The sequence below is a fragment of the Latilactobacillus sakei genome (assembly GCA_002953655.1).
In the GTDB taxonomy this organism is placed as follows: Bacteria; Bacillota; Bacilli; order Lactobacillales; family Lactobacillaceae; genus Latilactobacillus; species Latilactobacillus sakei_A.
Map to the genome: position 1 here is coordinate 532,956 of CP025839.1, position 12,001 is coordinate 544,956.

Below are 12,001 nucleotides of genomic sequence, written 5' to 3' on the forward strand. Positions count from 1 at the left end.
TTTTATCAGAATTCTTTTTGATAAAAGCTAGTGATGAAATGACACTAACGTAGTTTCTCGCCGTGAATAACCGAGGGACTACGTTTTTTTATATGTAAAGCACCAGTAGAGCTTTACCATTAAATCGTGTATAATTAAGCTACTGAATCTTTATTGAAGGAAGTTAGATTGTGACTAATCATATTGTTTTATACGAACCACTTATTCCAGCTAATACTGGCAACATTGCTCGGACATGTGCCGGGACGGATACTGTTTTAGATTTAATCGAACCATTGGGCTTTGAAACTGACGACAAACATTTAAAACGGGCGGGTCTAGATTATTGGGACCAAGTGAAGATTAATTACCACAAGAACTTGGACGCCTTTTTAGAAACGGTTCCAGATCGTAAACATCTTTATTTGATCACGAAGTTTGCCAAGCAAGCTTATTCTGATCAAGATGTGACGGATACAAGCGTCGATCATTACTTTATGTTTGGTAAGGAAACAACCGGCCTTCCAGAAACGTTTATGCGTGAAAATGAAGATCAGTGTCTCCGCATTCCAATGTCAGATCACATTCGGGCTTTGAATTTATCCAACTGTGCAGCATTGGTCATTTTTGAAGCATTACGGCAACAAGATTTTCCAGGATTAGAAAAGAGTCATTTGTACGATCACGATAAATTAAAATAGGAGTGTTTCTAATGCAAACTAAAAAAGATCCCATTAGCGTTGATGCTTTTCATTTTGACCGTGTGTCACCGGACGCCGAACCACAACAAAATATCCAAGTCAGCTTAGTGAAAATTGATGCTGACGATGAATATTTACAAGAAGCTGATTTAAAAGCCGGTAACATCTATCAAATCGTGACACCATTTCAAGTTATCCCGCAAGGAAGCGGCTTTGCCGTTTCTGGTCAAATTTCACGCGTTGTTCAATTGTTAGATTTCTTTGGCACACCAGATGAAATTGAACAAAAAGAAATGATGAAATTATCACGACCTTTAATCGAATACATTGAAACCTTGACGTATCAAGTAACAGCGGTTGCTTTGAACGAAGGGATTCAACTTCAATTTACAGCACATGAAACACCAGAAGAAGCATAATGATTAAATAAGAGAAGCTAAGGGGAACTTCGGTTGACCTAGGCTTCTTTTTTTGTTTGAATAAAGCCTAAAAGATGGGTTAACCTGAACAGAAGTTCGTGTATAATAAGGATTAGATATGTAAGGTAAGGAGATTTTATGGCAACTCAAACGAAGAAGCGTCAGAAAAAAACGACGACTAAGAAGAAAAAAACACAACAGCCGGATTACACGGTTAATTTTGTCGGCTTTTTGTTTATTTTAATTAGTCTTTTCTCTGGGCTGAAATTAGGCTTTATCGGCGCACTATTTGCGAATGTTTTCCGCTTATTCGTTGGTGATACATTCGTCCTGGGCGCAATCCTATTTGCAATGCTCGGTATTTACCTCTTAATTTATGGCAAACAACCACCATTGTGGCAACAAAAAACGGCGGGGTTTAGTTTAGCCTACATCGGTATTTTAATCTGGCTATCGGCTTTCATCTTGCATCAACAAGCGATTAATAACCATTTTATCGCAGCAACTTGGCGCTTATTATTTGAAGATTTCCAAAAAATGGCAGTCACGACGGAGGTCGGCGGGGGCCTGATTGGGGCTGTAATTTATAGTGGTTCGCATTTTCTATTTGCACAGATGGGGACTTATATCATTGCTGTGTTAGTGACAATTATGGGGCTCTTTATTTTTATGGACATTCCTTTTAGTGTGGTTGTTAAAAGCAGTCAACGCTTTGTCCACGGCATATTTCAAGTCGGGCGCTACACTAAATCAGGTTTGGTGAAGGCCACTGAAAAGGGCCGCGATCAAGTCAGCGCGCTCAAAGAACAGACGCAAAATGCGTTGTCTGCAGTTGATGAAAAAACACCACCAACCAAACCCGCTAAAAAGGCGGTCCCAGAACCGACCGGCGAGCCTGAGAAAACAGGGGTTGTGGTGAACGAACCAGCAACCTTTAAGATTAACGGGCCTAAGGATTTACCAAAACCAATTGCAACGCACCAAATAACTAATGCGCCAGCAGCAGCGGAAGAAGCACCGGCAGAACAAGTGCCAGATGTTGCTGAATTAACGCATGCTGTAGCAATTGATGAAGATTATGAAATGCCAACGCCTGAATTATTGACGCAGATTCCGCCATCTGATCAGAGTGCGGAATACGAAGCGATTGAAAAAAATCAACAGGTCTTGAAACAAACCTTCGATTCGTTTGGCGTGGATGTCACGGTTAAGAGTGCTAGTTTGGGCCCGGCCGTTACGAAGTATGAAATTCAACCAGCGGTCGGGGTTAAGGTGTCGAAGATTGTCAATTTAGCGGATGATTTAGCGTTAGCACTGGCCGCCAAAGATATTCGGATTGAAGCACCGATTCCAGGGAAACCATACGTCGGGATTGAAGTCCCTAATACAACCGTTTCAACCGTTTCCTTTAGAGAGATGATTGAACAGGAACCACCACATCCAGGTAAACCGTTAGCAGTGCCATTAGGGAAAGATATTTCTGGTAAGGTGATTATGTCAGATTTGGCGAAAATGCCGCATCTTTTGATTGCCGGTTCAACCGGTAGTGGGAAGTCGGTAGCGATTAACGGGATCATCACCAGTATTTTGATGAGCGCACAACCCCACGAAGTTAAGTTGATGTTGATTGATCCGAAGATGGTTGAATTAAACGTCTATAATGGGATTCCCCATCTCTTGATTCCGGTGGTGACCAACGCTAAGAAAGCGGCCAACGCGTTGAATAAAGTCGTTAAAGAAATGGAACGACGCTATCAACTTTTTGCGGATACTGGTCAGCGGAACATGACCGAATATAATCAGTATATTCAAGGTCATAATGAAGATGGCGAAATCAAAGGTGCGGCCTTACCATATATTGTCGTGATCGTTGATGAATTATCTGATTTGATGATGGTTGCTAGTAATGAAGTTGAAAGTGCGATTATCCGGTTAGCACAAATGGCCCGGGCAGCTGGGATTCACATGATTGTTGCGACACAACGACCATCTGTTGATGTTATTACCGGGTTGATTAAGGCTAATATTCCGTCACGAATTGCTTTTGCAGTTTCTAGTGGGATTGACTCACGAACCATTTTGGATGGCAGTGGGGCTGAAAAACTACTTGGTCGCGGGGACATGTTGTACCTACCAATCGGGATGAGTAAACCACTGCGAGTTCAAGGTGCTTTTATCTCGAGTCAAGATGTGGAAAGCATCGTTTCCTTTATCAAAGCGCAAAAGACGGCTGAATACGATGAAGAGATGATTCCAACGGCCGCCGACGAGCACCAAGAAACGGCGGATCCCGAAGATGAATATTATCAAGAAGCCGTTGAATTAGTGATTAAGCAACAAACAGCGAGTGTCTCGATGGTCCAACGCCGCTTTAGAGTCGGTTATAATCGGGCAGCTCGTTTGATTGATGAAATGGAAAGTCGCGGGATTATCGGGCCTTCTGAAGGCAGCAAGCCACGCAAGGTCCTTTTACAAGAAGTACCAAGCGAACAGCCACCAACTGAATAATGAACAAAAAACGGTATTAGAATCGATAGCAGGATTCTAATACCGTTTTTTCAAAGGAAAAGCGTAGTCGTTAAAACGGTGGTGCTTTTGAGTTTAACCCGCTTTTTTGGTATGATAGTGTCTGTGACATTATTCTTAAAAAGACTTAAGTTGAAAGCAAGCCATTTTAACTGTTAAAACAGTGAGGAGCAGCAAGTATGAATCAAAAAGTAATGGATGGCGTTTATTTAAATATTTTACAAACACAACAATTTAAAACAATTCGTTTTTCTGTACAACTAGTCGCACCAGCGACCAGAGAAACCTTAACAAAGTGTTCATTACTAGCCAGTGTTTTATCTGCTAGTAGTCAAGCGTATCGCGATCAGGTTGCAATTGCCAATCAGCTTCAAGCAATGTATGGCGCTGGTTTCAATATGAATGCTTACCGGCAAGGCAATTTAGCGATTTTTAGTATTTCAATGCGGATTGTCAGCCCCCAATATTTACGGGACACAATCGATTTACAGCAACAAGCGATTGCCTTTATCGGTGAATTGCTTTTAAAACCGGATGTCGTTAACCAAGCCTTTAATGCGGTTACTTTCGATCGAGAAAAAGAAAACTTGCAACGCTACATTGACAGTGTTGCTGATGACAAACAAACTTATGCTGCACTTAAATTACGGGAACTTTACTTTACGGATCAAACGCAACAAACCCCTAATTATGGGGATGCTGACGTCTTAAAGACGATTACGGCGACTGATTTATATACTTATTATCAACAGATGCTTGCAAATGATCGGATTCAAATGACGGTTGTGGGTAATGTGGATGAGGAAAAACTAGCGCTTGATTTAGCGCAACTATCATTAGCACCACGGATTGTAACGCTACCAGGTATTTTTTATCAACAAGCCGTTAGTGATGCGGTCCGTGAATTGACGGAAGAACAGACAGTTCAACAAGGGAAGTTGAACATGGCTTATCAACTATCGGCTTATTTTTACCAAAAAGATTATTACGCGGCCTTAGTGATGAACGCATTATTCGGTGGGACACCGCTATCGTTACTCTTTACAAATGTCCGTGAAAAGGCGAGTTTGGCCTATTATGCGTCTAGCAATATCGATGCGTTCCGAGGGGCTGTCATGGTTCAAACCGGCATTGAAAGCCATCAAAAAGAACGGGTACTAGCCATTATCGAAGCGCAACGGCAAAGTATTATCGCGGGCGATTTTACGCAAGCCATGTTTGAACAAACCAAATTAGCTTTAATCAATCAATTTAAATCCAGTCTTGATAGCCCTGGTTATTTGGGCCAACAGCAATTTAATCAAATCTTTGTCCCTGAAACGGAATTAGACGCGGATCGATTTACGACCGCTATTTTGGCCGTTTCTAAACAAGCGGTCCAAGAACAAGCCGCTAAGATGCAGCTCCAAGCAATCTACTTCTTGAAAGGAGTCGACACAAATGAAGCTTAGACAAAATCCCCGCTTAGGTGAAACGCTCTATGAAGACACCCTCGAAAATGGGCTAACGGTCAAACTCTATCCTAAGAGTGGTTATCATAAGACCTATGCTATTTTAACGACTGACTACGGTGCAATTGATACGACTTTTGTACCTGCAGGCCAAACGGACTATGTGACGGTTCCTGATGGAATCGCGCATTTCTTAGAACATAAGCTATTTGAAAAGGCGGATTATGATGCCTTTGAAAAATTTGGGCAATTTGGTGCCAGTTCAAATGCTTTCACGAGTTTCACGCGAACAAGCTACCTCTTTTCAACAACCAGTCATTTGAAGGAAAACTTGGATATTTTGCTTGATTTTGTACAGGAACCCTATTTTACGGCTGCCACAGTCGATAAAGAAAAAGGCATTATTGGGCAAGAAATTCAGATGTACAACGATGAACCAGATTGGCGTTTATTTTATACGGTGCTGGGCAACCTTTATCCACAACACCCAGTTCGAACGGATATTGCCGGTACTATCGAAAGTATTGCACAAATTACGCCTGAAGAATTGTACCAAGCGCATCAAACTTTCTATCAACCCAGCAATATGAATTTATTCATCGTGGGTCAGATTGATGATCCTGAAGAAGTATTGTCGTGGGTCAGCGCTAATCAAGACGCTAAAGATTTTGCACAACCAAGCGACATTAATCGCTCATTACCGGAAGAAGAAGCTGATGGTAGTGACATTATTCCGTACCGCTCTTTAGAAATGCCGGTGACTCGCAGTAAGAGCATGGTCGGTATCAAAGGACTAACTGATTTTGGGACTGGTCAAGAAGCACTAGAAATGAAAATTAAGATGAACCTGTTATTAGAATTACTTTTTGGCGATTCATCAACGCAAGTTCAAAAATTATATGAACAAGGGATTTTAGATGATAGTTTTGGCTATGAATACGCTATTCAACGCTCATTTAACTTCATTACCCTTGGTGGTGACACTGATGATGCACAGGGGTTATCGGATGCGTTGATCAATATTTTGGAACACTATCAGGAGAGTCCTGATTTTTCAGAAGCTAATTTAGCCTTGGTCAAAAGAGCGGCAATTGGCGAATACTTACAAGCTTTTAATTCCTTAGAAGCAATCGCCAATCAATACAGCGATGCCTTTTTCGACGAAGTGAGTCCGTTTGATGTGCTAGGGTTGATTGAACAGGTAACGTTAGCAGACTTGGCACAAGTTGCGGCCGAATTCTTCAAAATTGAAATTATGACAGTTTGCCATATCTTACCAGAGGTGACGCAAAAATGAGACGCTCAGCTTTAATTATCGGCGCCTCAGGTGATATCGGGGCTACCATTGCCCAACGCTTAGCAGCGGACGGTTGGTCGCTTTATTTGCACTATAACCAAAATCAAGAACGTATTCAAAAACTACAACAGCAGCTTAATCAGCAGTATGCGCGCCAAGACTTTTTTGCACTTCAGTTGGATTTAACGATGGGGACCGCTGCGGTTGACCATTTGAAAAGTCAGTTGTTTCAAGTAGATGCGGTTATTTTTGCCGCTGGCATGACGACTTATGGCTTATTGCCAGCGGTCTCTGCCGAGCAAATTGATGCATTGTGGCAAGTGCACGTGAAGACCCCGATGTTAATTTTACAAGCTTTGCAGTCGAAATTAGCCCAGAGCGATTTGGGCCGAATTGTTTTTATTGGCTCCATTTATGGTGGTCGTGGCAGTGCAATGGAAGTCCCGTACAGTACGGTCAAGGGTGCCCAATCAGCCTTTGCCAATGCTTACGCACAAGAGGTGGGGTCACTAGGGATTACAGTCAACGTGATTGCCCCTGGTGCGGTAGCCACGAAAATGAACCAACAGTTTACAGCAGACGAACAAGCGGCGATTGCCGCTGAGATTCCAACTGGTCGTTTTGCGACACCAGCACAGATTGCTTATTGGGTCCAGACTTTGTTAGCACCAGAAGCCAATTATTTAACGGGACAGACAATTTATGTTGACGGCGGTTGGCTAAAATAAAGAAATCTTAATACAATATCATTGTGGCAATATGCTATAATGACGAGTAATGATAATGGGATAATAGTGGGTGGAATTCAAATGAATGAAATTGGTCAAAAATTACGTGAAGCACGTATTGAAAAAGGTTATACATTAGATGATTTACAACAAATTACGAAAATTCAAAAGCGTTATTTAAGTTCAATTGAAGAGGGCGATTTTGATGCACTCCCAGGGACTTTTTATGTGCGTGCGTTTATTAAGCAATATGCACAAACGGTGGGCGTTGATAGTGAGGCGCTATTAGCTGAATATCAAGATAAATTGCCCAACGCAAAACCAGAAGAATATGTTGAAAAGTCAGTTGAAAATCAAACCCGTTTAACACGCGAAACAACCGACTCTAAATGGGCAAAATGGCGGGGCTTAGCACCACAAATCGCCGTTGTTGCGGTTGTGATTGTGATTGTTGGAATTGTCTACGGGATTACGCTCAGTAACCGAGGCAAAAACCGGGAAACATTAACTGAAACTAGTTCATCGGTAACCGTTTCAGGTGACCAATCAACAGCTAAGAAAGCAACTTCAGACGATAATCAACAAAAGGCCCAAGAAAGTAAGGCTCAAGAAGCGTCTAAAGCAAGTGAACAAGCAAAAAAAGAAGCTGACAAAAAGGCAAAAGAAACTAAGTTATCAGCTTCAATGACAAGTATGAGTGGTTCACAACAAGCCTTCACGATTAAAAACTTGCCTAACAAAGCTAATACGTTGACGTTCTCAGCTGAAAACGCAACGGCTTGGGTGGGGTTAATTGTTAATGGCTCAACCATTTGGCAAGGTTCTGTTACACCAGGAACTGATCAAACAACGCAATTACCAGCTGGCGTAACCCAATTCTCAGTTAAAACGGGGAACGGTCCTGCAACGAAGATGAAGATTAACGACACAGCTGTTAATTTAAATCCCAATAATGAAACAGTTCAGGTTCGAACAGTAAACTTTACAGCAACACTTGCAAAATAATAAAGAGATGTGAGAGGTCTATCCGATGAATTTACCAAATAAATTGACGATGTTTAGAATTATTTTAATTCCTATTTTTACAATCCTATTAGCGTTTAACGTACCGGCTGGTGACGTAATTGTTGCTGGGACAGCCATTCCGGTCAGTGAATTGATTGCCACAATTATCTTTATTGTCGCATCATTGACGGATTTGTTGGATGGGAAAATTGCACGTTCACAACATTTGGTGACTAACTTTGGCAAGTTTGCTGATCCACTAGCGGACAAGTTATTGGTAATGACAGCCTTCATCTTCCTTGTTGAATTAGGTGCTGCGCCCGCTTGGGTAGTTGCCATCATTATTTGGCGTGAATTAGCAGTGACCGGTCTTCGATTGCTCTTGAGCCAAGGTGGCGAGGTCATGGCCGCTGCCATGCCTGGTAAGATTAAAACCACAACTCAGATGTTGGCGATCATCTTATTATTCTTGCATAACGTCTTCTTTGCGAATATCGGCTTACCAATGGCTGATATCATGTTATATGTTTGCCTATTCTTCACAATTTACTCAGGGACCGAATATTTCATTAAAAACCGGGGTATCTTTCAAGATTCATTTTCTAAATAATCACCAAAACTGGCCCGCTAAAGCAGGCCAGTTTTTTTATTGGTAAAATCCCGGCGAATTACGTATTATATAATGACCGAACAAAAATTGAGAACGTTTGTTCGATTTTAACTTGCTTTTATTTAACGAAATCTGTAAACTAAGAGAGTAATGAAATGTACTCTTTTAAGGAGGGTCACTTAATTGGCTAAAGATGAAAGACAAGCAGCACTTGATGCTGCCCTAAAGAAGATTGAAAAGAATTTTGGTAAAGGTTCAATTATGCGCATGGGTGAAAAGGTTGATACACAAGTCTCAACAGTTTCATCTGGCTCATTGGCATTGGACGAAGCGCTCGGAGTAGGTGGCTACCCTCGTGGCCGGATCGTTGAAATTTACGGCCCTGAAAGTTCAGGTAAAACAACTGTTGCATTACACGCTGTTGCCGAAGTGCAAAAGCAAGGTGGCACGGCTGCTTATATCGATGCTGAAAATGCGATGGATCCTAAGTACGCAACAGCACTTGGTGTTAATATCGATGACTTACTCTTGTCACAACCTGATACTGGGGAACAAGGTTTAGAAATCGCTGATGCCTTGGTATCAAGTGGGGCCGTTGATATTTTAGTAGTCGATTCAGTTGCTGCCTTGGTACCACGTGCTGAAATCGAAGGTGAAATGGGTGACGCCCACGTTGGCTTACAAGCCCGTTTGATGTCACAAGCCTTACGTAAATTATCAGGAACGATTAATAAGACGAAGACGATTGCGTTATTCATTAACCAAATCCGTGAAAAAGTCGGCGTGATGTTCGGTAACCCCGAAGTCACACCAGGTGGGCGTGCTTTGAAATTCTATTCAACTGTTCGGCTTGAAGTCCGGCGTGCTGAAACCATCAAGAATGGGACAGATATGATTGGGAACCGCGCCCGCATTAAAGTTGTTAAGAATAAGGTAGCACCACCATTTAAGGTCGCTGAAGTTGATATCATGTACGGTCAAGGGATTTCCAGAACCGGTGAATTGGTTGATATGGCGGTTGAAAAAGACATTATCAATAAGAGTGGTTCTTGGTACTCTTATGGCTCAGAACGAATTGGTCAAGGGCGTGAAAATGCTAAAAACTATTTGGCTGATCATGAAGATGTCGAAGATGAAGTTCGTTTGAAGGTTAGAGCAGCTTATGGTATTTCAGATGTACCAGAAGAAGATCTTCCCACAAATGAGGATGAACAAATAAATATTTTGCCAGATGATTCAACAGAAGAATAAAGCATGACCAACAAGAGCCAGGCCAAAACTTAGTTTTGTACTGGCTCTTGTTTTAGGTATAACCGAATGATTAAGGTTAAGGATTGGTAAATTAAGACTTATAGCGTCTACTACCGAATGGGATTACTAAGAAGTTAAGTCATATTCGCAATTGGACCGAAGGCGGTTTGACAATATCTAAGGGCCTAACACAATAAGCGCTGGATTAACCGAATAAACGAGTGGCGATCAGTCCGGTAAACGGTTGCAATGCTGATACTTTAAGTTGACAGGCGGTTTAGTAAACTATAAAATAACTATGTGTTGAAAAATTAAACATAATTACATCTTTAAAAATTTGCAACGTGCTTGCAATTTAAAATTTTTGATGATGCGGAGGTGAAAAAATGAACTTAGATTTGCTATTAATCCTTACCGCAGTCATCATGTTAATCGTTGGTTTAGCTGTTGGAACGCTTTTGCAAAAGAAGGCTCACGAACGTGAAATTGATGGTGCAAATAAGACTGCTAAAGGAATAATTGAGTTAGCCGAAAAAGAAGCGGCAACGCGAAAAAAAGAAATTCTTTTGGAAGCAAAGGACGAAAATCATCAATATCGCTCTGAAATTGAAAATGAATTGAAGGATCGACGTGGTGAAGTTCAAAAACAAGAGAATCGATTGATACAGCGTGAAGAAACCATGGATCGTAAAGATGCAACGCTTGACAAAAAAGAGCGGGCATTAGAGGAACATGAAAATCGTTTAGCTGAGCAAGCGCAGCAATTAACGAAAAAGCAAGCAGAAGTCGAAGCGTTGGTTGAACAACAACGAACGAAGTTACAAGAGATTGCTGAGCTTTCACATGATGAAGCGCAAAAGATCATTTTGGATGAAACAAAACAGAACTTGGATCATGAACGGGCTGTTTTAATTAAAGAAAGTGAAGAGTCTGCTAAAGAGCATGCGGATCGGACAGCTAAAACATTAGTTGCTGAAGCAATTCAACGTAGTGCAGCAGATATGGTAGCTGAAACAACTGTGACGGTTGTAACACTGCCTAATGACGATATGAAGGGCCGGATTATTGGCCGTGAAGGTCGGAACATTCGAACACTTGAAACATTAACTGGGATTGATTTAATTATCGATGATACACCAGAAGCAGTCGTTTTAAGTGGGTTTGATCCAATTAGACGTGAAATTGCCCGGATGACTTTAGAGAAGTTAATTCAAGATGGCCGGATTCATCCAGCTCGTATTGAAGAGATGGTCGATAAGTCACGTAAAGAAATGGATGAACAAATTCGTCAAATTGGTGAACAAGCCATTTTTGATGTTGGGATTCATACCATGCATCCAGATTTAATTAAAGTTTTAGGACGGCTACACTTTAGAACAAGTTATGGTCAAAATGTCTTGAATCACTCAATTGAAGTTGCTAAATTAACAGGGATTTTGGCTGCTGAATTAGGTGAAGATGTGACACTTGCCAAACGTGCTGGGTTATTACATGATATCGGTAAAGCACTGGATCATGAAGTTGATGGTTCCCACGTTGAAATTGGTGTTGAACTTGCAACGCGTTACAAGGAACCGGCAACGGTGATTAACGCAATTGGTTCGCATCATGGTGATATTGAAGCAACGTCAATTATTTCAGTCTTAGTGGCTGCATCTGATGCAATTTCAGCTGCTCGTCCAGGGGCGCGTTCTGAATCACTTGAAAACTATATTCACCGGCTTGAGAAACTTGAAAGTATTACGAATAGTTTCAAAGGTGTTGATCATAGTTTTGCAATCCAAGCCGGTCGAGAAGTCCGCGTGATTGTTAAACCAGAACAAGTCACAGATGATCAAGCAACCGTCTTAGCGCGTGATGTTAAGAATCAAATTGAAGATCAACTTGAATATCCTGGTCATATTAAGGTGACCGTTATCCGAGAAACCAGAACAGTCGAATACGCTAAGTAGTTATCAGTTGATATATTTTTTGGGGGGACAATTAAATTTGTCACCCCCTTTTTTTGGATTTCATTAAGAAATTAAGTCCTGG

General features: G+C 41.4%; 10 protein-coding genes. All 10 read left to right on the forward strand.

From position 1 onward, the window contains the following. The first annotated feature begins 170 nt into the window (after nucleotides 1-170). The 10 genes from trmL to rny all read left to right on the forward strand — a co-directional run bounded on the left by trmL (nucleotide 171) and on the right by rny (nucleotide 11,919). A complete protein-coding gene (gene trmL / locus C0213_02550; GenBank protein ID AUX11328.1) occupies nucleotides 171-680 on the forward strand; it encodes a tRNA (uridine(34)/cytosine(34)/5-carboxymethylaminomethyluridine(34)-2'-O)-methyltransferase TrmL in 510 nt (169 codons plus the stop codon). Between the two features lie 11 nt (nucleotides 681-691). Continuing rightward, nucleotides 692-1,099, forward strand: a complete 408-nt coding sequence (locus C0213_02555) for a DUF1149 domain-containing protein (GenBank protein ID AUX11329.1) — start codon at nucleotides 692-694, stop codon at nucleotides 1,097-1,099. Between the two features lie 138 nt (nucleotides 1,100-1,237). Beyond that, the gene (locus C0213_02560; protein ID AUX11330.1) at nucleotides 1,238-3,607 is read left to right on the forward strand and encodes a cell division protein FtsK; all 2,370 of its coding nucleotides are present in this window, start codon (nucleotides 1,238-1,240) and stop codon (nucleotides 3,605-3,607) included. A gap of 197 nt (nucleotides 3,608-3,804) precedes the next feature. Continuing rightward, entirely contained in the window at nucleotides 3,805-5,076 is a 1,272-nt protein-coding gene (locus C0213_02565) for an insulinase family protein (GenBank protein AUX11331.1), read from the forward strand. Then, the gene (locus C0213_02570; GenBank protein AUX11332.1) at nucleotides 5,066-6,373 is read left to right on the forward strand and encodes an insulinase family protein; all 1,308 of its coding nucleotides are present in this window, start codon (nucleotides 5,066-5,068) and stop codon (nucleotides 6,371-6,373) included. Before C0213_02565 ends, C0213_02570 begins: the two co-directional genes overlap by 11 nt. Beyond that, nucleotides 6,370-7,101: a 3-oxoacyl-ACP reductase gene (locus tag C0213_02575; protein ID AUX11333.1), complete on the forward strand. Its 732-nt coding sequence runs from the start codon at nucleotides 6,370-6,372 to the stop codon at nucleotides 7,099-7,101. The genes C0213_02570 and C0213_02575 overlap by 4 nt, the downstream gene beginning before the upstream one ends. Before the next feature lie 81 nt (nucleotides 7,102-7,182). After that, the gene (locus tag C0213_02580) at nucleotides 7,183-8,106 is read left to right on the forward strand and encodes a DUF4115 domain-containing protein (protein AUX11334.1); all 924 of its coding nucleotides are present in this window, start codon (nucleotides 7,183-7,185) and stop codon (nucleotides 8,104-8,106) included. Between the two features lie 25 nt (nucleotides 8,107-8,131). Then, nucleotides 8,132-8,716: a CDP-diacylglycerol--glycerol-3-phosphate 3-phosphatidyltransferase gene (gene pgsA, locus C0213_02585; protein AUX11335.1), complete on the forward strand. Its 585-nt coding sequence runs from the start codon at nucleotides 8,132-8,134 to the stop codon at nucleotides 8,714-8,716. 183 nt (nucleotides 8,717-8,899) lie between these two features. Further along, nucleotides 8,900-9,967, forward strand: a complete 1,068-nt coding sequence (gene recA / locus C0213_02590) for a recombinase RecA (GenBank protein AUX11336.1) — start codon at nucleotides 8,900-8,902, stop codon at nucleotides 9,965-9,967. A gap of 386 nt (nucleotides 9,968-10,353) precedes the next feature. Next, a complete protein-coding gene (rny, locus tag C0213_02595; protein AUX11337.1) occupies nucleotides 10,354-11,919 on the forward strand; it encodes a ribonuclease Y in 1,566 nt (521 codons plus the stop codon). Nucleotides 11,920-12,001 lie beyond the last annotated feature (82 nt).

Excerpts from the sequence above, each read along its gene's own strand:
- pgsA (AUX11335.1), top strand. The coding sequence starts at position 8,132 with ATGAATTTACCAAATAAATTGACGATGTTTAGAATTATTTTAATTCCT.
- C0213_02560 (AUX11330.1), top strand. The coding sequence starts at position 1,238 with ATGGCAACTCAAACGAAGAAGCGTCAGAAAAAAACGACGACTAAGAAG.
- C0213_02555 (AUX11329.1), top strand. The coding sequence starts at position 692 with ATGCAAACTAAAAAAGATCCCATTAGCGTTGATGCTTTTCATTTTGAC.
- C0213_02575 (AUX11333.1), top strand. The coding sequence starts at position 6,370 with ATGAGACGCTCAGCTTTAATTATCGGCGCCTCAGGTGATATCGGGGCT.
- C0213_02570 (AUX11332.1), top strand. The coding sequence starts at position 5,066 with ATGAAGCTTAGACAAAATCCCCGCTTAGGTGAAACGCTCTATGAAGAC.
- C0213_02580 (AUX11334.1), top strand. The coding sequence starts at position 7,183 with ATGAATGAAATTGGTCAAAAATTACGTGAAGCACGTATTGAAAAAGGT.
- rny (AUX11337.1), top strand. The coding sequence starts at position 10,354 with ATGAACTTAGATTTGCTATTAATCCTTACCGCAGTCATCATGTTAATC.
- C0213_02565 (AUX11331.1), top strand. The coding sequence starts at position 3,805 with ATGAATCAAAAAGTAATGGATGGCGTTTATTTAAATATTTTACAAACA.